19 protein-coding genes are annotated in these 21,549 nt (G+C 59.6%); 9 read left to right on the forward strand and 10 right to left on the reverse strand.

The window, feature by feature from the left end; genetic code table 11:
* Positions 1–232 precede the first annotated feature (232 nt).
* The 6 genes from ACP7A2_RS15775 to ACP7A2_RS15800 form a co-directional block, all read right to left on the reverse strand.
* Positions 233–1,330: a DNA alkylation repair protein gene (locus ACP7A2_RS15775; protein ID WP_426134953.1), complete on the reverse strand. Its 1,098-nt coding sequence runs from the start codon at positions 1,328–1,330 to the stop codon at positions 233–235.
* An 18-nt stretch (positions 1,331–1,348) separates the two neighbouring features.
* The gene (locus tag ACP7A2_RS15780; protein ID WP_426134954.1) at positions 1,349–2,695 is read right to left on the reverse strand and encodes a glutamine synthetase family protein; all 1,347 of its coding nucleotides are present in this window, start codon (positions 2,693–2,695) and stop codon (positions 1,349–1,351) included.
* A gap of 11 nt (positions 2,696–2,706) precedes the next feature.
* Positions 2,707–3,264 carry a helix-turn-helix domain-containing protein gene (locus tag ACP7A2_RS15785; RefSeq protein WP_426134955.1) on the reverse strand — a complete coding sequence of 186 codons (558 nt, stop codon included), beginning with the start codon at positions 3,262–3,264 and terminating at the stop codon, positions 2,707–2,709.
* A 44-nt stretch (positions 3,265–3,308) separates the two neighbouring features.
* Positions 3,309–5,132 carry a M48 family metalloprotease gene (locus ACP7A2_RS15790; protein ID WP_426134956.1) on the reverse strand — a complete coding sequence of 608 codons (1,824 nt, stop codon included), beginning with the start codon at positions 5,130–5,132 and terminating at the stop codon, positions 3,309–3,311.
* Between the two features lie 20 nt (positions 5,133–5,152).
* Positions 5,153–5,758, reverse strand: coding sequence for a LemA family protein (locus tag ACP7A2_RS15795; protein WP_348055373.1), 606 nt, complete (start codon positions 5,756–5,758; stop codon positions 5,153–5,155).
* A gap of 81 nt (positions 5,759–5,839) precedes the next feature.
* Positions 5,840–7,996 carry a WG repeat-containing protein gene (locus tag ACP7A2_RS15800; RefSeq protein ID WP_426134957.1) on the reverse strand — a complete coding sequence of 719 codons (2,157 nt, stop codon included), beginning with the start codon at positions 7,994–7,996 and terminating at the stop codon, positions 5,840–5,842.
* A gap of 103 nt (positions 7,997–8,099) precedes the next feature.
* Here ACP7A2_RS15800 and ACP7A2_RS15805 point away from each other — a divergent pair, with 103 nt between their 5' ends.
* The gene (locus tag ACP7A2_RS15805) at positions 8,100–8,408 is read left to right on the forward strand and encodes an RcnB family protein (protein ID WP_426134958.1); all 309 of its coding nucleotides are present in this window, start codon (positions 8,100–8,102) and stop codon (positions 8,406–8,408) included.
* Between the two features lie 220 nt (positions 8,409–8,628).
* Here ACP7A2_RS15805 and ACP7A2_RS15810 read toward each other — a convergent pair whose 3' ends face one another.
* The gene (locus ACP7A2_RS15810; RefSeq protein ID WP_426134959.1) at positions 8,629–8,901 is read right to left on the reverse strand and encodes a DUF1652 domain-containing protein; all 273 of its coding nucleotides are present in this window, start codon (positions 8,899–8,901) and stop codon (positions 8,629–8,631) included.
* 102 nt (positions 8,902–9,003) lie between these two features.
* On the reverse strand, positions 9,004–10,500 hold the full coding sequence (locus ACP7A2_RS15815; RefSeq protein ID WP_426134960.1) for a PAS domain S-box protein: 1,497 nt from the start codon (positions 10,498–10,500) through the stop codon (positions 9,004–9,006).
* A gap of 198 nt (positions 10,501–10,698) precedes the next feature.
* Between ACP7A2_RS15815 and ACP7A2_RS15820 the strand changes: the two genes are divergently transcribed.
* Both ACP7A2_RS15820 and ACP7A2_RS15825 read left to right on the forward strand, forming a co-directional pair.
* Positions 10,699–11,667 carry a hypothetical protein gene (locus ACP7A2_RS15820; protein WP_426134961.1) on the forward strand — a complete coding sequence of 323 codons (969 nt, stop codon included), beginning with the start codon at positions 10,699–10,701 and terminating at the stop codon, positions 11,665–11,667.
* A 296-nt stretch (positions 11,668–11,963) separates the two neighbouring features.
* Positions 11,964–12,584 (forward strand): transglycosylase SLT domain-containing protein, encoded by a 621-nt coding sequence (locus ACP7A2_RS15825; protein ID WP_426134962.1) that lies wholly within the window; start codon positions 11,964–11,966, stop codon positions 12,582–12,584.
* Positions 12,585–12,781: 197 nt separating this feature from the next.
* On the opposite strand, the gene ACP7A2_RS15830 is transcribed toward ACP7A2_RS15825, so the two are convergent.
* On the reverse strand, positions 12,782–13,030 hold the full coding sequence (locus tag ACP7A2_RS15830; RefSeq protein WP_426134963.1) for a DUF6124 family protein: 249 nt from the start codon (positions 13,028–13,030) through the stop codon (positions 12,782–12,784).
* A 397-nt stretch (positions 13,031–13,427) separates the two neighbouring features.
* Here ACP7A2_RS15830 and ACP7A2_RS15835 point away from each other — a divergent pair, with 397 nt between their 5' ends.
* The 6 genes from ACP7A2_RS15835 (at position 13,428) to ACP7A2_RS15860 (ending at position 20,669) form a co-directional block, all read left to right on the forward strand.
* Complete coding sequence (locus ACP7A2_RS15835; protein WP_426134964.1) at positions 13,428–13,772, forward strand: FKBP-type peptidyl-prolyl cis-trans isomerase; 345 nt, start codon at positions 13,428–13,430, stop codon at positions 13,770–13,772.
* A 23-nt stretch (positions 13,773–13,795) separates the two neighbouring features.
* Entirely contained in the window at positions 13,796–14,233 is a 438-nt protein-coding gene (locus ACP7A2_RS15840; RefSeq protein ID WP_426134965.1) for a T6SS immunity protein Tdi1 domain-containing protein, read from the forward strand.
* A 609-nt stretch (positions 14,234–14,842) separates the two neighbouring features.
* Positions 14,843–15,559, forward strand: a complete 717-nt coding sequence (locus ACP7A2_RS15845) for an MgtC/SapB family protein (protein WP_426134966.1) — start codon at positions 14,843–14,845, stop codon at positions 15,557–15,559.
* A 300-nt stretch (positions 15,560–15,859) separates the two neighbouring features.
* Positions 15,860–16,486, forward strand: a complete 627-nt coding sequence (locus tag ACP7A2_RS15850) for a response regulator (protein ID WP_426134967.1) — start codon at positions 15,860–15,862, stop codon at positions 16,484–16,486.
* A gap of 6 nt (positions 16,487–16,492) precedes the next feature.
* Positions 16,493–20,113, forward strand: a complete 3,621-nt coding sequence (locus ACP7A2_RS15855) for a transporter substrate-binding domain-containing protein (protein WP_426134968.1) — start codon at positions 16,493–16,495, stop codon at positions 20,111–20,113.
* 133 nt (positions 20,114–20,246) lie between these two features.
* Positions 20,247–20,669 (forward strand): chemotaxis protein CheY, encoded by a 423-nt coding sequence (locus ACP7A2_RS15860; RefSeq protein ID WP_426134969.1) that lies wholly within the window; start codon positions 20,247–20,249, stop codon positions 20,667–20,669.
* Here the strand turns inward: ACP7A2_RS15860 and dkgB are convergent.
* Positions 20,666–21,484, reverse strand: coding sequence for a 2,5-didehydrogluconate reductase DkgB (gene dkgB / locus ACP7A2_RS15865; protein WP_426134970.1), 819 nt, complete (start codon positions 21,482–21,484; stop codon positions 20,666–20,668). The genes ACP7A2_RS15860 and dkgB overlap by 4 nt on opposite strands.
* Between the last annotated feature and the right edge of the window lie 65 nt (positions 21,485–21,549).

Raw genomic sequence — 21,549 nt, forward strand, 5'->3', positions numbered from 1 at the left:
TTGTGAACAGGCCTGTTGTGGCGAGCGGGCTTGCCCCGCGTTGGGCTGCGTAGCAGCCCCAGTAGAGAAGAATGCGGTGTTTCTGGCACTCCATGGGGGCTGGTTTTGGGGCCGCTACGCAGCCCACCGCGGGGCAAGCCCGCTCGCCACAGGAGCGGGGGGGCGACAGGCTTTAGTTTGGGTGGATACTTCCAGCTGCAAGCCAGTGGTTGATCGGGGGCGATGGCTATCGTCAGTCCCGCAATTGGAATGCTGCACTGCCTAATCGCTCCCCGTTCACCATCACATGCACCCGATGCGTGCCGGGATAGTGCTTGCGCGTGGTCAGTTCGCGGATGTGTTGCTCGCGGCGAATGCTGTGGTGCTCACCTGCATCGAGGCTGTAGGTCTTGAGCTTGAAGACTTTGGCGGCGCTGTGCCCGGCGCTTTTGACGTAGTCGATGGCGTAGTCCACCACCAGTTTTTGCGCGGTGGCGGCGGTTGACTCGAGGGTGAAGGAGACGCTGATCCGCTCGCCCAGGTTGATCACCGCTGGCGTAACTTGCAGGTGATGAATCTTCACCTCGGCCCTGGCCCCGGCGCCCATGATCGTCAGCGCGCGGGTGTTGCCTTGCTTGATCAGGCTGCGCAGCGCATGCCGGGCGATCCAGGCGGTGTGCGGGTTATCCAGCGACCAGCCCTCGATCAGGCTCAGCACCCAGTCCGGGTCATCCTTGGTGATGTCATTGAGGTGGTTGGCCACCGACTTGCGCACGTACAGGCTGCTGTCGGCCTTGAGATTATCGAGGATCGTCGCGCACAGTTGCGGGTCGGCCTGCACTTGGGCGAGGCGAAATGACCACGGCAGCCGTGGCCGCGAGCCTTCGCTGGCGAGGCGGCGCACATGTTCGTTGGCATCCAGCGACCAGTCCTGCATCACTGCCAGGGTGCGTTTGAAGTCATGCAGCAGGAAATGGCGGATGGCGAATTCGGCGGAACCAAAGGTGGTGAAATGCTTGAGTGCAGCCATCGAGCGCTTGAAATCATCGCGGCCATAACTCGCCACGTAGTGCGGCAGGAACAGGCTGACAAATGCGCTGTTCAAACGCGGCGCGAGGGCGTAAAGCAGCGTGAGGGTGTTCGGGTAGTCCAGCGGCATTACCGCGTGCAGGCTCTCGCTGACCCGTGCCATGCGCTGCATCACCGACAACTCGGCCAGCCCGGCCTTGGCGTGTTTGAGAAAACCCTTGGCGTCGAATGCCGGGTACACCGCCGTCATTTCGGTGGCGATGTGTTGCAGGCGTTCGACGTTGAAGATTTCCTTGAGGGCCGGGGCGCTTTGGTCGGTCATCGGTGAGTCCAGGAGGCGTTAAAGAAACCAGCGATATTCCCGCGCATGGATCTCTTGCTGGAAGGCCAAGTGATCCTGCCGTTTGTTCTCGCAGTACACGTCGACAAATTCGCCGCCCAGCTTATCGCGTAATACCGGCTGGTGCCTCATGGCGCGCACGGCGTCGAGCATGTCCACGGGAAAGTCAGTGCCGCTGTTGCGGTCTTCATTCAACGGTGGGATCGGTTCGCGCTTGGCTTCAAGACCATGCTCCAGGCCGACGAGAATCGCCGCCAGCACCAGATACGGGTTGGCGTCGGCACTCGCCAGACGGTGTTCGATGCGCAGGTTGCGCGGGTCGGACTCAGGGATGCGCACGCAAGCATCACGGTCTTCAAAGCCCCAGCTGGCGCGGGTGGCGGCGTTGACGGTGCCGCCCAGACGGCGGAACGCATTGTGATTCGGCGAGAAAATCGGCATGCAGTGGGGCAGTAACTCCAGGCAACCGGCCACGGCGTGGCGCAAGGGTTGCTGCTGGTGCGCGGCGAGCAGGTTGTTGCCCGCGCCATCATACAGGCTGACATGCACGTGCATGCCGCTGCCGGGGTATTGCAGGTAGGGTTTGGCCATGAAGCTGGCGCGGTAACCATGCTTGAGCGCCACGCCGCGCGTGCTGCGGCAGAACAGGGCGGCCCAGTCAGCGGCGCGCAGGCCGTCGTCGAGGTGACCGAAATTGATCTCGAACTGGCCAGGGCCGATCTCGGCGGTGATCACCGTGATATCAATGCCCTGGTCTTTGGCGGTTTGCGCCATGTCGTCAAGCACGTCACCGAAGCGCGTCAGGCGCTCGATATGCAGGTTGGGCTGGTCGTCGGCATCCTCGCTCAGTGGGTCGCGGGCAAATTGCGGAAAGCCGTTGTCGAGTTTTTTGTCGAACAGGTAGAACTCCAGCTCGAACGCCACCACCGGGTGAATGCCCTTGTGCTGCAAGCGCTCCAGCACCTTGGCCAGCACTTCGCGCGGTTCGAATTCGATTGGCGCCTCGGTGCCGTCAGAGGTGATCAGCATCTGCCCCAAAGGTTGCGACTCCCAGCTCACCGGCTTCAACGTGCCCGGCACCAGACGGCGATTGGCATCCGGGTCGCCGTCGTTGAAGCAATAGTCGCCGATCTTGAACAGCCCGCCCTGAGCCCCCAACAGCACGGCGTTTTGCGGCAGCTTCAGAGGGCTGCCGGCGGCGACTTTTTCGAGCATTTCCACCGGGTAGCGCTTGCCGTAAAAATGCCCGGGAATGTCCAGGGCGATCAGGTCGACATATCGCACGTCGGGGTGGTTCTGGCGAAAGGTCCGTACTTCGGCCAGCAACGTGGAGGAATGGCTTTTCACGGGTGTTGCTCCTAGTTGTAAACCCACAGCACGCGGGCGGGCAGGTCGGTCAGGTTGGCGTAGCGGCAGTGGGCGAAACTGGCCAGGTGGAAGCTGTCGCCGGCGCAGAGCGTCACGGAGTCGGCTTCGCCTTCCACCCACAACGTCAATTCACCTTCGAGCACAAAACCGGCCTGTTCGGCGCGGTCGCTCATGGTTTGCTCGCCGCTGTTGGCGCCGGGTGCCAACAGGCTGTCAAGCATCGAGAAGGCGCCGTTCATGCTCGGCGAGACGAGAATGTCAGTGATGCCGTTGGCGTAATACACCGTGCGCCGTTCGTTGGGCCGCGTGACCCAACCCACCGCTTTGGGCTTGGGTAAGCTGTAGAAGTAGGTGGTGGGCACGTCGAGGGCGTGGCTGATGGCGGTGAGGTCGGCCACGGTGGGCCGTGACAGGCCGCGCTCGACCTGCGACACAAAGCCCACCGAACGTTCGATCTTCTGCGCGAGCTGGGCGAGGGTGAGCTTCTTGTGCTTGCGCAGGTCGTGGATCAGCACGGCCAGGGTCTGAAGTTCGTCTTGTTGATTCATGAAATTTATGTCGAATAATTTCATGAAAAATTACAGGATTTATTTCATGCGGGCAACAGCTCAGCGTCGACGGTTTCAAACGAGGGAGTTTCCAGCCCCTCCGGCATAGGGCAGTCGAGTGCGTCGGCCATCGCGCGCATTAGCTCGATTTCTTCGGGGGTGATGTGGCCGTCGGTTTCGATACAGACCGCGATGGCATCCATCAAGGTTTCTTTTTCTTCGCTTTTGAGTTGCCGCAAACGTGTAAGGCGCTTATCAAGGCTCTTGAGGGTGTCCTCTTCGTCGAGGTCGTCCATTGGCGCCGTGTAAAAGGGCAGCACATCGCAGGCGCGGTAGTAAGCCAGCTCCGCCTGCGAGTCGCTTCTGTGACCCATGGCGGCGAAAAGTCCGAGCAGAAGTGTGACGTCGCTCTCGCGTTGAGAGAGTGCGTATAGCCCCAGAAGCTGGCGCCTGCCAGGCACACGAGCATTGAGGATTTGCACCAGGGCCCAGCCCGTGAGAATGGTTTTGGCATCAACTGAGCAGAGGATCATTATGGTGTCGGTCAATACCTTGTACTGCGCCGGCGTCAGCTGTTTGAGCGCCGCAACGCAAAGGTCGATCAGAGGCAGGCGCAGGTAGCGATCCAGATTCGCCGTGGGGCCTTTCAATGCCTGCATGTGGTGGAGAATCTCCTGGTCAGGGCACCCCTGCAACTGACTCTCCTGATGTTCGCGTGACGGTGCGTCATCAGACAGCAGCAACCGGTAGATCAGCGCCCGGGCACTATCCGGGTGGCGTGCGGCCGCGATGACCACATCGCAGACGCTGTCGAGCGCGACCCTGGCCAGGTACAGGTCCCACGCGTTAGGTTCCTCACCGGTTTGGTGGGTTGCACTGACAGCCGCCCCAACGGCGCCCAGCACTTCCCACCGACGCAGGTTTTCATCGGCCTGTTCGTCATCGCCCATCAAGGATTCCAGCGGTGGAACATCGGGGTATTCGCCGTCCCAATCGGGGTCCAGGCGCCAAATACGTTTTTCGAGTGGCGGGTGAGGAGCGACCCAGCGCTTGCCGAGTTCTTCGAACGGGGCTGCAAAATACATCTGAAGGAAATCTTCCGACTCGCGGCACCCAATCACTGACCCGTATTCATACCCGCCAATTTTCTTCAGGGCGCTCGCTACGCTCAGCGGGTTACGGGTGAATTGCGCCGCCGCGGCGTCGGCCAGGTACTTGCGCTCGCGGATGACACGCGACATGGCCAGAAACACGAGGTAAGCCCAGCCGAGTCCGATGATGAGTGTATAGCCGCCCGCCAGGCCCAACAGGAGCGCCAGACAGGCTATGCCTGAGTAGACGCCTGTCATTTGTGCATCAACTCGCATGTCGTTGTTTTGAATCTGGCTGAACAGCTCAGCAATGACTGCGCGCATTTCTTCATAATTAAGGATGTAGAAGGCGCCAAGGGTCACGGCGATGACCGAATCCTGTGGCGTTCGCCCGGCAGCAAAGGCATTCACGCCATCAGTGTCCAGCAGATAAACCGCAGGTACCGGGTTGCCGGAGGCGATAGCCATTTCTTCGACGATATCCAGCACCCAGCGGTCATCCTCATCGGGTTGATCGCTGATCAGGACCGCGCCCAATTTCTCGGCTATTGCGCTGCCGCCGCCCTTGAGTTTGCGGATTTGATACCAATAACCTGCGGCAACGAAAGGCAGCATCACCCCACATACTGCCAGGGGGTCGTACCAATGAACTTCACCGAATATCAGTGACGAAACGTAGGTCCACAGTATCGCTGGGGTCAGCAGGATGCCGATCGTCAGCAGCATGCGATAAGTGGCGTTGCGTCGGGCGCGCGCCTGATGTTCAAAAAAGTTCATGTGGCCGTCCGTGGCTGGAATCAGGTGAATGAGACGGTAGGCGCCCGTTGGATCTGTTCGCTGTCGTCAAACTCCAGGAGGGCTGCGTCTGTGCCATGGCCGAAAGTTGGAGCCAACAGTAGGGTGGGGAATTTCTGTCGGAAGATGTTGTATTCCATCACCGAGTCGTTGAAGAACTGGCGTGCATAAGCGATGCGGTCTTCGGTGTGGGTCATCTCGTCACTCAGTTGCATCATCGTTTCCGATGCATACAGGTCCGGATACTCCTCAAGTGTCACGTTGAGGTTATCCATGGCGACGTTGAGCCGGCCTTCGTTTTTGCCCAATTGCGCCATCGAGGGCGCGCTGCCGGGCTCTGCCGCAGCGGCCTTGAGGCAGCTGGCAGCGATATTGCGCGCTTCGGTAACGGCGACCAGCGTGCCGCGCTCGTGGGTCATGTAAGCCTTGGCGGTTTCCACCAGGTTGGGGATCAGGTCGTGGCGCCGTTTAAGCTGCACTTCAATCTGGCTGAACGCGTTTTTGAAGCGGTTGCGCAAACTCACCAGCTGGTTATAGAGGCCAATGACATAGAGCGCCAGCACGACAAAAACGCCGAGGAAAATAAGCCAGAAAGCACTATCGAACACAGGATTTCCTTATCTGTTCGTAAAAGAACGCGATGATAACGGATCTGCGCCTGTTGAGGTTATTGGCGGCACAGCCTGTGCCTATTCGCGTTCGTAGCTGTCCACCTGCACGCCATCGGCATCAAACACATTGACGCGGTTTTCTTCGTTCGCATCCCAGATGCTGTACCTGGCGTCATTGCTGTTGGCCGGAATGTTATAGGTGGTGTACGAGCCGAGTTTTTTTACCACGGCGCTGTTGCGGTCAATCAGCACCAGGCCCTCGACGCCTTCCATCTGCGCCGAGGCGAGGTTTTTCTGGAAGGCGTTGAGGGTGGTGTATTTGAGCGGCACACGCAGCTTGCCTTCGGTGTCGACGGCGCCGTAGCGGTCGCCTTTTTTTACCACGGCCATGCCGTTGGAGAAGGGCTCGACTTCGTCGTAGGGCAGGTTGATGGGCAGGGTTTTGCCTTGGGGGTTGATCAGGCTGAATCTTTGGGTTTTACGGTCTTGTACCAGTTGCGGCTGGCCCTGGATGAACGCGCCAACGGCGGTTGAGCCTGGCGGGTTGAGCCTTTGCAGTTTCAGGGTGTAGACGTCTCTCTGCTGGTCTCTTCCCGAGGTGGTGTAGAGGTAGTCGCCGATTACTTCAATGCTGGAAAAACGCGGCGCCAGCAATTCCTTGCCGGCCAGGCTCCACACGCCGTAATCGGCTTCGCGCTCGTAGGTTTTCAGCCCCGGCCGGGCAACGAACAGGTCGCCCACCACCGCCACGTTGACGTATTTCATCGGCACCACGACCTGTTGCTTCTTCACGTCGTACACGCCGTAGGGGCCATTGGTTTCGCGTTCGACGATCATCAAGTCCGCATTGATCGGCTTTTCGATGATGTCGAACGGCAATTGTTTGAGCACATTCGCGCCAGGGGTAAAGGCGAAGTACTTGAAGTGCAGTTCACTCCAACCGTCTTTCTGGTCTGTGCTGCCGACCTGCATGTGGTACACGTCCGGCATCTGGGTGTACTCGATGCGCTCGAAGCGCGGCTGCACCACCCACTGACCCTTGTTGTCGATAAAGCCGCTTTTTTGCGTGGCGTTGTCGTAGGCGATGTAGCGAGCCTGGGCCGGTACGTTGTTGTGCATCTCAAGCGTCAGGGTCTGCGTTTGCGCGGGGTCGAGCAGGTAAATCACGATGCTCGCCGGGGTGTCTTCGAAGTGGTAAGTGGCGTGCACGTTGGTCAGGGCGCTGGCGGTGTTCGGCAGGCTTTTGGCGAAGTGTTCGAGGTGCTCCTGCAGCGCGGCACTGGTCTGGTAGCTGGAAAACTGCGCTTGCATGCGCAGCAGTTCGTCGTAGTAGCTGCGCAGGTTGGCTTTTTGCTCGGCGGTGGGCGAGGAATTGGAACTGCTGCCGCCGCTGTAGAGGGTTTTGCCGTCGGCGGTCAGGCCCTGGATCACGAAGGTTTTGTGGTTCGGCGTGGCCAACAGCAGGGAGGCGCGGCCGTCCGCCAGGGCGGTCAGTTGATAGGTATCGCCCTCTGCGCCGGAGGCTTTGGGGTGGGCCGGGTCCAGCACGATTTTCCTGAAGGCTGGGTAAGACTGATAAGTGAGGGCGACACTGACACGCTCCACCGGTTTATTGGTCTTGAGCTCGGCTTGGGTAGTGTCTTCGCTTTCAGCGTTTTCAACCCCCGCGGCGGCAAACGGTTGTTGCGTGCCATCGCGCCAATACACGGTCTGTACCGCATAGCGTTCTTCCTGGCGCTGGTCTGGCAGGGCGCCGCGCTTGAGCACTGCGCGGATCGGTTCCACGTCCAGCTTCAGCCCGGACTGGCGGTCAAAGAACACCTGATCAAACGCAGGTGTTTGCGTGTTGAGCGCTTCCAGCGCGGTGTTCAGTTCGGCGGCAGGGAAGGGCACGAATGGCTCGTCATAGCGCAGCTCTTTTTGTTCGGTGGCGGCCTTGTCGGTTTTTGACGCCGGGGAAATTTCCAGCCGCAGGCTTTCCATCATTGCAATCTGGTTGATGCTGTCACGGGCATCAAGCACCAGGTAGTTCAGGCGCTTTTTAGCTTCGGGCAATGTGAGTGTATGGAGGTCTGCAACATCGCCCTCATTCAACTGGTCTTCGCTGTACTCGGCCCCGCCCACCAGGTCTGTGACCATCTGCCGGTCGATCAGGTAATACGCTGCGCCGCCGATCACGGACGCAACCACGAGGCTGCTGGCGATAAGCTTGGTTCGGGTCAGGACCGTTTTCATTGTTGTCGGACTCGAGAATAGGCTGGCGCAAGGTTAGCAGGCTGAATGATTTCGCGCGCCTGCGGTCGGAACCTGGGTACGCGTCATTAATTAAGGAGCACCCATGAAATCCAGATCCCTCGCAGCTTGCCTGCTGGTTGCCGCCAGCCTCTCCACCGCCAGTTTTGTCGTGCAAGCCGGTGATACGCCTCAGGAAACCGTGAAGCCTTCAAACATCAACAGCCGCGACCTCAAGGAAGGTGACCGCGCCCCGGATATGCTGATGCGTAAGGAATCGGCTGTCAGTGACTGGAAAAAACACGGCCTCAAAGCGCCTGAAGACGACAGCCAATGGGCGCGGGTTGGCGACCGGTACGTGCTGCTCAAGACCACCAATGGCACCATTCTTGAGATCACGCCCGTCAAGAAGTGATGGGCTTTTTGCCCTGCACCAGCACCGTTGTCAGCAGCTTTGCTGACCACGGTGCTGGTGCAGGTGAGCCAGTGGCGGGTCACCGGCCAGGGTAGGTTCATGCTGGGGTTGGTTGGCGTTGCGCTGTCCACCCGCGTGCTGTGGTGGGTGCTGGAGATGGCCAGCCTACAACCTGTTTTACAGGCCAGGGGCGTTTTGCGTCAGGGCGGGATGTTCTGGCTTATGAGTTTGTCGCTAAAGGCAAATCATCCAGCGTGAGCTTGCCCACGTTGTTGCTCTGCAGCTCGTAGCGCAGCTCTTCGACCATTTTTTCTACATCTTGCGGGGTCTGCAGCCGGTTGGTGCTGATGCCGGTGACCACCAGGTCGACCCGGCCGGTCTCGGCGTCGAACACCTTAAGCGTGAGCGATGCATCCCGGCACAAGGTAAATTCGCAGGTCAGCGGCGACAGGCCTTCTTCGATGCAGTTGCGCAGTTGAGAGACGGTAAACATGCGGGTTCCTTCAGGGCATCAATTCGATGCCTTAAAGGTTAGTGATTGACCCGCGCCGCAATAAGGCGAATTCGCACTAGTCGCACTAGTGCATTTGCACTTTCAAGGCTTGTTTTTTACGCGCAACTCACCGGCAAACAGCCCGCGTTCACGGGCCCACACGATGGCGGCGCTGCGGCTGTGCACCCCCAGCTTGGAGTACACCGTGGCCACGTGGTTACGCACGGTGTTGGGCGCCAGTTTCAGGCGCGAAGCGATCTCCTTGTCGGCCAGGCCCTCGCAAATCAAGCCCAATACATCGCGTTCCCGGGCAGTGAGGTCGGTGAAGGACACGTTTGGCAGGTTAGCGCTGTTAACACTCTTGGCGTTGGCGAGCTTCTCGATCAGGGTTTGGCTGAACCACGAAGCGTCCTGCATGACCTCCTCAATGGCCGACACTAACTCCAGCTCCGAGCGTTTACGTTCGGTGATATTCATCATCACCATCAGGTAGCAGGGCACGCCCTCCAGGGTGACGGTGTCGGCAGACACCACGCAGTCGATCACTTCATTGCCTCTTTTGCGCACCTTGAGGTCCTGACCGTCGAGGTTGCCGGCTTTTTCCAGGCTGGCGAACATCTGCGCGCGCGCCTGGGCGCTGTCGATAAAGTCGATGTCTTCGATGGATTTGCCGATCAGCTCTTCGCTGGTATAGCCGGTGAGATTCATGAAGGCATCGTTGATGTCCACCACCTGGCGGTTGGCGGCACCGCACACCAGGGTCGGCACTGGCGTCAGGCGGAACGACTTGGCGAAGCGCTCCTCACTCTGACGCAGGGCGATCTCGGCCTTGCGCCGTGGCTCCAGATCCATGAACGAAAACAGCATGCAATCTTCGGCGTTCATGTCCAGCGGCTGGCCGGCAACGATCACCAGCTTGCTGCCGCCATCGGGCAGTTTCAGCTCGGCCTGCATCTGCGGAATGGTCCCGCCTTCGCCCAGGCGCTGGATGGCCAGGTCCTTGCGTTCGGCCTGTTCCAGTACGTCCAGTTCGTAGACGGATTTACCGATCACCTGATCGCGGTTATACCCGGTCATTTCAAGGAAGCCCTGGTTGACCTTGATGTAGCGCAGGTCGCTGAGGCGGCAGATGACGGCCGGCGCCGGGTTGGCGTTGAAGGTTTTTTCGAAGCGCTGCTCGGCGCTGGCCCATTCGGTAGCGTCGCTGAGGATCAGCACGAGTAATTCCGGCTCGCCGCGAGAATCCGTGATCACCAGGCTGCGCAGCCGGTGCACCCAGGTTCGGTCCTGGTCGCTTGCGGGCGTGACTTCCACAACCACATCGCTGAATTCTTCGCCCGCCGCTGCACGCGCAAGAGGGTAGCTGTCCAGCTGCACGGGGTGATTGTTGCGGTAACGCAGTGCAAAACGTTCGGCGTATTCCCGGGTATTCGCACCCAGTGCCATGACCGCCTCGACCCCATGCATGGTCAGCGCCGCTTCATTGGCCCACAAAATCGTCTGGTCGACCTCGGCCAGAATCACCCCGTCGGATAGCCCCGAGATGATCTGCTGCAACTGGCGGCGGTTGGTTTCTGTGGTGAGGACGGACTGGCTCATGATTTCTCCCGAATAAAAAGCGCATGAAAACATCGACATCCGCGCTTCAGGATAGTGCAGAGAATGTGATGAGCAGGGAGTGCGAATGCACCAGACGATCTGGTGCATTTGCGCCACGACTGAACAGATGTCGTTTCGCCACACTCACACCATCAAGGCACTTTGCCTTGCTCCTATAAACTTTTGAAGGACCTTTGTATGACCACTGTCTATGAAACTAATCGCTCGCTGTTTCGTGTGTCATGGAGCTCGGTATTGGCCGGTAGTGCAATTGCTCTGGTGACCTACCTGGTGCTGAGTGTGCTGGGCACTGCCATTGGTGCCAGCGCGGTCGACCCGATGAAGGCCGGCAACCCGCTCAGCGGTTTCGGCACAGGCGCCGGAATCTGGCTGTTTGTCTCCACGCTGGTATCGATTGCCCTGGGTGCGTTCGTGGCCGGGCGTACCGCGCCGGACCGTGGCGGCCTGCACGGCGTACTGACCTGGACGCTGACCACCTTGCTCACCACCTGGCTGCTGGCCGGGCTGGCCGCAAGCGTTGTGGGGACGGCTGGCAATGTGGTGGGCAAAGGCCTGTCGGCAGCCGGTAGCGGCATCGCAGCGGCAGCGCCAGGCATTGGCGACAGCGTCAAGCAGCAACTGAATGAGCAGGGCATCCAGCTGGATTGGAACAGCCTGCAGGGCGAACTCGATACCTTGCTCAAGCAAAGCGGCAAGCCTGAACTGGACCCGGCCAACGTCGAGCAGAAAACCGACCAGGCTGCAGCCGATGGCAAGCAAACGGCTACCGACGCAGCCACCAACCCTGCCCAGGCAAGCGACCAGTTGAAGCAGTGGTTTGAGCGCGTTAAAGCCTCCGGTGAACCGGCGCTGAATGCTGCCGATAAAGACGCGCTGGTCAACATCGTGGCTGCCCGCACTGGCAAGAGCAAAGAAGAAGCCACGCAGATCGTCGACAACTATGCCAAGGCTTACGAACAAGCCATGCAGAAGGTTGATGAGCTGAAACAGCAGGCCGAACAAAAAGCCCGTGAAGCCGCTGAAGTCGCTGCCAAACAGCTCTCCCGCGCGGCCTGGAGCACCTTGGCCATGTTGCTGCTGGGCGTAGCCTTGAGCTTCTTCGTCGGCCGCTTCGCGCTGACCAGCCGTCGCGTGCCTTTGGCGTAAACAGGATGGCAGCAGGGACGCTGCTTTTTACTGCCTTCAAGCCTGCTAGTGTCAGGGGTCGACCCTGCACTGGCAGTCTTGGCGATGTGGGCAGGGCGATCTTTCAGTGACACCGCAGTGAAGCCATCGCAGGCAAGCCAGCTCCCACAGTTGATCCGGTTTCTTCAGTTGAAGGGCGCCGCTTCTGACACTTCAAATTCCCTGATAAGCACTGGTTGTAGCGAACCCGATAACCTATCTGCCTGAATGAATGCGTAAAATAGCGGCCTTTTACGCGAATCACGCAAAGGTGCCCCTTGAGCGCAGGCAAAGCCGTCGGACTGTTAGTACTCACCTCCTTGCTGGCGGCGTGCGGCACCTCGCCGCCACGCACGCCGAATGACATCTGCGGCATCTTCCGTGAAAAGGACGACTGGTACGACGCCGCCAAGGTCACGCAAAAGCGTTGGGGCGTGCCGATTCAGGTGCCGTTCGCCATCATGTATCAGGAATCGGGCTTCCGTCAGAACGCCTTGACCCCGCGCAAGTACCTGCTGTGGATCATCCCTTGGGGCCGTGTGTCTACCGCCGCCGGCTACGCGCAGGCCAAGGATGAAGTGTGGAAGGACTACCAGAAAAGCACCGGCCGCACCGGCGCCAGCCGCCAGGACTTCGACGATGCCATCGATTTTGTTGGCTGGTACATGGACAAGACTTACACCATCAACGGCGTCTACAAATACGACGCTTACGGCCAATACCTGAACTACCACGAAGGCTGGGGCGGCTATCGCCAGCGCACCTATGCTGCCAAAGCCTGGCTGCCGCCGGTGGCGAGCAAGGTGCAGGCACGTTCGCAGATGTATGCGGCGCAATATGCCGGGTGCAAGGATGATTTGGGGCGAGGGTTCTGGAGCCGGTTCTGGCATTGGCTCTAGGGCATGTGGCCAGCAGGCTTATGTTGCTGAGCAGGCTTGTGTGGCGAGCGGGCTTGCCCCGCGTTGGGCTGCGCAGCAGCCCCAAAACCAGCCACAGAGGCCTGCCTGACACACCGCATTCCTCATTGATTGGGGCCGCTTCGCAGCCCAACGCGGGGCAAGCCCGCTCGCCACAGGGGTGGGTGGTGCGTGGGGAGCTATGCAGGTGGCTGCATGCACTCCAGCGACCGATCGACCATCACGCTGGCCATGTCCACCAGGTGCAATACCGAGATGACCAGGGTGCGCGGATCGCCTTCCAGTTGATGGCTTGCCGTCTGCGCCGCCACGGCGGCACAGCGCAGCACGCTGCTGGCGTGGGCCAGGGCGTCTTCGAAGCTTAAGTCTTGTGAAGTGGTGAAAAATGGAGGTTCTGAAGCGGGTGGTGCGGGGACAAGTTTGTCCATGATTTAACTCCTAACCAAAGTTGGAATGTCACCACCATCGCTACCAAACGACTTTTAGGGTGGTGACCGTACGCAGATTGGTAGACCGGTGATTAGGACCCGGTGCACCCGAAGGTGCCCTACGCACGGCCACCATAACGCAGGGCCGAAAAAAAGCGCCTTGCAGAAGGGGGCGCCTTGCGCCTAATCACTCGTGGTCTACCAAACCCCGAATCACTGAAGTGGCAGTGACCGACGCAGACTAGCCATGGAAAATGAGCGGCGCAAGCGGTTGGGATTCTCTCGGAAACGTCCTGCAAGTTAAAGGGAAATGTCGCCAGCCAGACTGTTCCTACACTTGCCAAACCCACCCGATTCTGGGAAAACCAGAGCCTTTGCGCATTCAACGAGAGCTGCCATGAGCACCGACGAACTCCAGGTTACCGATATCCGCGTGGGCGACGGCAAAGCCGTGGTCAAGGGCGCGCTGATCACCACGCAATACACCGGCACCCTGGAAGACGGCACGGTGTTCGATTCGTCCTGGGAACGTGGCAAACCCTTCCAGTGTGTGATCGGCACCGGGCGTGTGATCAAAGGGTGGGATCAAGGCCTCATGGGTATGCAGGTGGGCGGCGTGCGTACGCTGTATGTGCCAGCGCATTTGGCGTACGGCGAGCGTTCGATGGGCGCGCATATCAAACCCAACAGCCATTTGCGTTTTGAGATTGAGCTGCTGGAAGTACTCACTCGCGATGATTGAGATTTTTTGCGCAAGGAGGCTGCATGGACATGGTTCAAGCGATACGCGACAGCTGGGGCTGGGTCGGCATTGATCCCGTTGAAGTTGTCGGGTCTACAGCATTTGGCAATTTGATGATCAAGGATGCACAGGGGCGTTATTGGCGACTGTGCCCTGAGGGGCTTTCGTGCGAGGTGATTGCCCAAACGCGTGAAGCCTTGGATGAGCTGTCCAGGGACCAGACATTTTTGCAGGACTGGTACCTGCAACCGATGGTGGAGCAGGCTGAGGATGTGCTTGGGCCTTTGGAGCCTGGGCAGGTCTACCATTTGGTTATTTCACCCGTGCTGGGTGGCGAGTACGCCATCGGCAATGTGCGTCGGATTGATCATGTCGAGCAGGTCCGGTTCAGCGGCGACCTGGCGCTGGAGATAAAGGATTTGCCTGACGGCGCGCACGTGAAAATCAGGATTGTCGATTAGTCGTTCGAGCCCGTGTGGGAGCTGGCTTGCCTGCGATGGCGGTCAATCAGTGATAAAGATGTTGCCTGACACTCCGCCATCGCAGGCAAGCCAGCTCCCACAGTTAATCGCCAGTTTCTGAACCCACCCTGAAGAATCATCCCGGTAAATTTTCCTGCGGTTTACTCGCCTGTCATCGGCGCGTAAACTCCGCGCGTTTTCATCAATAGCGGAGACCCTCAGTGGGTACTTGTTCGAGTGACAGTTGTCGGCCGGTTCCAGTAATCGGCACCTACTTGGCAAGGTAACGCGCATTTTTCCGATGCCGTTGTCTCGCCTCAAAAAGCGAGAAGCGGCATCCCGGCAGCGGCCAGTCCTGGCACCTGCCCGAATCCCCTTTCTTCGACACTGATCAGGCACCTGGATTGATCCAGGCTGCTGCGAACGCGCCTGCCTTTTTGGCTGGGCGGGCCTGGCTGGCTGCGCGCTTAAAACCGGCGCGGTGCAGACGGTCGTACCTGCACGAAGGTTTCCTTGCTGGGTGCCAGGTTTACCGCCCTTGCGGTAAAGCGGGCTCGCGCAGTGTTCAACGGCGAAATGACTCCGCCGCTGCATCAGAGGAGATTTTTCATGCAAGCAATCGACAACATCAACCTCAACTCCCTCGTGGATACCGTAGTCAGCCTGACGGCGGCGTTTGTCCTGGGCGGCTTGATCGGTTTCGAGCGCCAGTACCGCCAGCGCACGGCGGGTTTGCGCACCAACGTGCTGGTGGCGGTGGGCGCGGCGATTTTTGTCGACATGGCCAACCGCCTCGGCGGCGCGGAGGGCGCGGTGCGGGTGGTCGCGTACGTGGTTTCGGGCATCGGTTTTTTGGGTGCCGGTGTGATCATGCGCGAAGAAGGCAATGTGCGGGGGCTCAACACCGCCGCCACCCTCTGGGCTTCGGCCGCAGTAGGCGCTTGCGCTGGTGCCGACCTGATCCTTGAGGCGTTGCTGGGCACGCTGTTTGTGCTGGCGGCCAATACCCTGCTGCGGCCGATCGTCAATAACATCAACCGCCAGCCGATGGATGTGGTGTCGGCCGAGGTGACCAACATTTTGTATGTCATCGCCCGGCGCAGCCAGCAACAGGCGGTCATGGTGTTGCTGGAAGCCGAACTGGCACGCTGCAACTACCCGGCCAGCGACGTCGACGTTCGGCCGTTTGGCAGCGAAGAGGTGGAAATCGAAGCCACGCTGGCGGCAACCTCGGTGGACGGCGACGAACTGGACGCGCTGGTGGCGCGTATCTCCACCTCCAGCCTGGTGGTGCAGGCATTCTGGAGCCCGAGCACCACTGATTAGGCTATGCGCTTAATGCGAGTTGAGACGCTGGATTGGTTATACATCGTGAGGAAAAGTCTTACATCAAGTCGGGATTATCCCTTCGGGCGAAACGTCGTTTCGTTGCTAATGTTGCGCGCTTCCAGCTAGCCGGCGGTACCGGTTTGGCTGTACGTGCGACATGTTTTCAATCGAAGGGACCCCGCACAGCCTGACTATTGGCGTGAGTGAGGGCAGTACCGCTGGTCGGCACTGTCATTTCTTACAGGTACCTGTGCTCGGTGTGATGTGTAAGGGTATTGATCCTCTCAGGTGGGTTTTATGAATAAAGCGTTAATAGTCGACGACCATCCGTTTATCCGCGCCACGGTAAAACATCTACTCAAACTAGAAGGTTTTACTGAAATAGCGGAAGCGGGAAATGGTGCAGATGCCGTGCAGATGGCGAGATTGGGGCGTCCGGATCTTATCCTTCTCGACTTGTCACTCCCCAAGCTCGACGGGCTGGAAGTGATAAGCCGCGTCAAGGCGCTGGGCTTGCCGTGCAAGATTTTGGTCCTGACGTCATACCGTGCGGATTTCTTTTCCGCACGCTGCATGCGCGCTGGCGCCATGGGGTTTGTGGCCAAGACTGGCGAGTTGGACGAGCTGCAAAAGGCGATCAAGGCCGTGATGTCCAACTACAGTTGTTTTCCCAGTTTGCCGACCAGCTCCGTGCGCCGTGACGACCTGGAGGCCACGGAAAAAATGCTGGTGGAATCGCTTTCAGACCGCGAACTGGCGGTATTGATCATGCTTGCCCTGGGTTTGGGCAATAACGAAATCGCCACCAATATGCTGCTGAGCCACAAAACCGTCAGCACCTACAGGACGCGACTCAAGGAGAAATTGAACATCGATTCTGTGGTGCACATGGCGGCGTTCGCCAAGCGTAACGGCCTGATTTAACGCCCAATGAACCTTGTCTCGGTTCGACGGCTCATCATCACCCTGCTGATAAGCCTGTCGCCCTCGACGACACTGGCGGTTGATGAGCCGCAGACGCTGATGTTGCTGGGGCACTCCCGGTTTAACGGCCAAACCGTCGAGCTCAGGGACGCTGACTGGAACTGGTTGCGCGAGCGGCGCACGTTAACGATGGGGGCGTCCTCTCCCGATTACGGGCCGTTCGAGCTGAGCAACAACAAAGACGAAATTGAAGGCATCACCGCCGATTTCGCGCGGTTGCTCGCCGAGGCCCTGAACGTCACCATCGAGGTTCGGCGTTACGATACCCGTGACGAGGTGATCGAGGCGCTCAAGAGCGGTGCGATCGACTTCCTCGGCTCTGCCAACGGTTTTGAAGCCGGTGATACAGACCTGGTGCTGTCGCGATCCTACGCCAATGATCAACCGGTGCTGGTCACCCGAGCCGGCGACAGCCAGTCCCTGACGGAGGATTTGGCCGGTAAGCGCGTGGCGATGCTTTATCACTATATGCAGCCCGACGTGGTTAAAGCCTTCTACCCCAAGGCGCAGATTCAGTTGTTTCCGTCGATATTCGAAGCCATTGGCGCCGTTGCGTTTCGCAAGGCCGATGTGTACCTCGGAGACGCCATCACCGCCAACTACCAGATCAGCCGCAACCACCTCAACAACGTGAGCATGTCGGACTTCTCCGCGCTGGAGTCGAACGCCTTTGCCTTTGCCGTTTCTCGTGAAAACACCCGGTTGCTGCGCATCATCAATACCGCGCTCAGAGCGATCCCGGCGGATCAGCAGATGGAAGTATTGCGCCGGTGGAGCGGTGGCAATCTGGGGCTGCTGGGTGCCGAACGGCTGCACTTGAGCACCAGTGAGCAGCGCTGGCTGGAAAAGCACTCGCGGGTCAGGGTGGTCGCGTCCGACCAGATGCTGCCGCTGGCATCCTTTACTGCACAAGGGCAACAGGAGGGCTTGAGCGCCGATGTGTTGTCCCGGATCAGCTTGCGTACCGGGTTAAAGTTCGATGTGGTGGCGGGCGGATCAATGCTTGAGCAGATCGACGCGGTCAGCGCAGGCCGGGCGGACATGATGGCGGTAGTGACGCCCAGCATCGAGGGCTCTGACCAGGTGCGTTTTACCCGGCCCTACCTGACCACTCCGCTTGTGCTGATTACCCGCAATGGCGACGCCGTGACCACGACCCTGGAAGACATGGTCGGCAAGCGTCTCGCGCTGACCCATGGTAATGCGCTGCGTGAGGTCATCAACCGCGATTACCCCGGCATCCACTTTGTAGAGGCCAGGAACCCCACACATGCCATGGCGCTGGTGGCCAGCGGCGACGCGGAGGGCGCCATCAATTCCCTGGTCAACGCGCGCTACCTGATCGCGCTTCAGTACCGCGACGCCTTGCGGGTGAGCAGTACGGTCGGCTCTGAACCCGCGCGTATGACGTTTGGCGTCAACCGGGGCCAGCTGGAGCTGTATTCAATTCTGGACAAGGCGCTGCTGAGTATTCCGCCTCAGGAAATGGAAGAGTTGATCAGCCCATGGCGCACGGACGTGGTCACCGAAGACCATTGGCTGCGCCATCGCACGGCGATTATTCAAGGGTTCGGCCTGGTGGCACTGTTGCTGCTGATGACCCTGGGCTGGGCGATTTACCTGCGCGGGCTGATACGCAAACGTTCCCAGGCCGAACGCGCGTTGAGCGACCAGATGCGCTTTATGCGTGTCTTGATTGATGACACGCCCCACCCGATTTATGTGCGCGACCGCCAGGGCAGGTTAATGGCGTGCAACAGCGCTTACCTGGCCGTGTTTGGCTTCAGGCTGGAAGAGGTGATCGGTAAGACGGTGGTTGAAACCGATACCGGTAACACCCCCCAGGCGCGGTCTTTTCACGAGGACTACCTGCGGCTGATGGACCTCGGGGAGCCGCTGATCCATGACCGGATACTCAAGATACCCGGCGGCACGGTGTTGACTATTTACCATTGGATGCTGCCGTACCGAGACGGCGATGAGCAGGTGGTGGGCCTTATTGGCGGCTGGGTGGACGTCAGCGAGCGGCAGCAGCTATTGGGCCAGTTGCAGGAAGCCAAGGACGAAGCCGACGCTGCCAACCGCGCCAAGACCACGTTTCTGGCGACCATGAGCCACGAGATCCGCACGCCGATAAACGCGGTCAACGGAATGCTCGAACTGGTCCTCGAAAATTCCAGCCTGAGTCTCTCCGATCGCGATGCGCTGGAGGTGGCGTCGGTTGCCTCGCGCAGCATGCTTGAGTTGATCGGCGACATTCTGGATATCGCCCGGATCGAGTCCGGCCATCTGTCGCTCACCCTGCAACCTGCCAACCTGCATGAATTGCTGACGTCAGTGGCGCGGGTATTCGAAGGGCTGGCGCGGGAAAAAGGCCTGGCGTTGCAGGTGGAGCTTGCCCCAACCATCGATTACCCGGTGCTGATCGACCCCTTGAGGTTCAAGCAGGTGGTGTCCAACCTGCTGAGCAATGCCATCAAGTTTACCTCCCAGGGCCACGTGTTACTGGTTGGGCGCAGTTCGCCGTCCTCCGACGCCAGCCATTTGAACCTGGAATTATCCGTGGAAGACAGCGGCAGGGGCATCAGCGCCCAAGACCAGAAACGCCTGTTCAACCTGTTTATCCAGGGCAGCAATAACGAGCAATCGGCGCGCAGCGGTTCGGGGTTGGGGTTGGTGATCAGCCGAAACCTGTGTGAAATGATGGGCGGCACGTTGCAGTTGAGCAGCGTGCTCGGTAAAGGGACGCGGGTCGATGTAGGGTTGGCATTGGCCAGGACCGACGCGCTGCCGGTTGAGGCGTCAGCCGCTGCCGCGCCTGCTCCGCAGACCCGTGCGTTAGTCGCTCTGGTGGTGGATGATTACCCGGCCAACCGCATGCTGTTGGCGCGTCAACTGAACCATCTGGGGCATCAAGTCACCACGGCCGAAGACGGTGCCAAAGGTTTTGAACAGTGGAAAACCGGCCATCCTGATGTGGTGATTACTGATCTGAATATGCCCTTCATGGATGGCCACGCTTTGGCGCGTCGCATCCGTGAGCTGGAGCGCGTACAAGGCCTGATTCCGTGCCTGCTGCTGGGGTTTACCGCGAATGCACAACCCGAGGAAGCCGAGCGCTGTCGACAATCGGGCATGGATGGTTGCCTGTTCAAACCCGCTGGGCTTGACGATTTGCGGTCGGCACTGGCCTCGCTTACCGCCAGCCCATCGCCTGCTGAAATGGCGCCGGCGTTTGATTTGAGTGCGCTGATGACGCTGACGGACGACGATCATGCCGCGCTCACGGCGCTTTTGCTGACGCTGCTCGAAAGCCTGGTAGCGGACCGCGCGCTGCTGTCATCGCAGGCTTTCAAGGGCCAGTTTCACGCGCTTCACGACCTTGCACACCGAGTCAAGGGCGGTGCGCGAATGGTCAAAGCCAACGCATTAATCGCCAGTTGCGAGGCACTGGAGGGGGTATGCGAGCGGCAGGATTCCACCGCGTTGCCCTCGGCAGTCGAGGCAGTTGGCAAAGCGCTTGAAGCGTTACACGCCGGGCTGAGTGCTTTTTGCAATCAGCGTTGATGGCGTTTAAGGCTATTGGACGGGTTTGGGATATTTCCTACGTAAAGCGGGAAAAAGACTGATTTTGTCTTCGGGATATGTCTGGAGAATGGGCCTCGCTCACCGACGAGCACAGCCTGCCCAGGGGTTTGCCATGCCGAACAAAGCACTGACCATCCTGATTGCCGATGACCAGCACCTGCAACGACGGCACATCGAAACACTACTGAATCGATTGGGGTATCACCGGCTTGTCCCGGTGCAAACCTTCGAAGAAGTGCAGATTCTCACCGCCATCCCGGCCGAGCCATTTGACCTGCTGATCATCAATTCGGGGTTGGCGCCCGACAGCGGTGAGTCGCTGCCTCAGGTGCGCCACATGTTTGTCTACGACCCTCTGGAACCGGGCGCACCTGCCGACACAGCGTCGGCGGTGCGGGTACGGCTGCCCGGTGTGCCGGACAGCGTCAACCTCGAACACTTTATGGCCATGATCGACCCACCCGAACCCACCAGAGGCCTGCGGGTAGTGCCGTGGCTGCGGGCGTTATCCCGCATGCCGGCGGCCGGGGTTTAGTCCCAATTCGGGGCAATGCCCTTGGGGCTGGTCAAGCGATGGCCGCGCTCCAGGCCTGCGATTTTTGCCATGTCGTCAGCGCTCAAGGTCAGTTGCTGGGCCTTGAGGTTGCTTTCCAGGTTGGCGCGTTTGGTGGACGACGGGATCACTGCATAGCCCAGCTGCATGGCCCAGGCCAGGGTGACTTGCGCCGCGGTGGCTTGATGGCGTTCGGCGATCTGCTGGATCACCGGGTCTTTGAGTACTTCGCCGTAGGCCAGGGTCATGTACGAGGTGATCTGGATGCCATTGGCCGTGGCGAAATCCGCTACTTTCTGGTTGCGCAGGTAGGGGTGCAGTTCCACCTGGTTGGTGGCGATATTCTCGGCGCCCACGGCGGCAATGGCCTGCTTCATCAGGTCGATCGTAAAGTTGGAAATGCCGATCTGGCGCGTCAGGCCCTGGCGCTTGGCTTCCAGCAGTTGACCCATGAATTCTGCCACGGGCACTTGGTCTTCCGGCGATGGCCAGTGGATCAGGGTCAGGTCCAGGTAGTCGGTCTGCAGTTTGCGCAGGCTCTCTTTGAGGCTTGGAATCAACTGGCCTTCGGCAAAGTTGGAGACCCAGATCTTGCTGGTGATAAACAGCTCGTCGCGGGGGACGCCGCTGTCGGCGATGGCCTGGCCGACGTCGGCTTCGTTCTCATAAATTTGTGCGGTGTCGATGACGCGGTAGCCCAGCTCCAGGCCGGTGCTCACGGAGTCGATCACCACCTGGCCTTTTAGGCGGAAGGTACCAAGGCCAAAGGCCGGGACGTTTTGGATGGGGGTGGACATCAGTAACTCCTGAAGGGTGTGTGAACAATGGAGTCGAGTATCCGCCCGTCGTTCCTTCGGAAAAA

The organism is Pseudomonas sp. PWP3-1b2 (assembly GCF_049896045.1).
Taxonomy (GTDB): Bacteria; Pseudomonadota; Gammaproteobacteria; order Pseudomonadales; family Pseudomonadaceae; genus Aquipseudomonas; species Aquipseudomonas antarctica_B.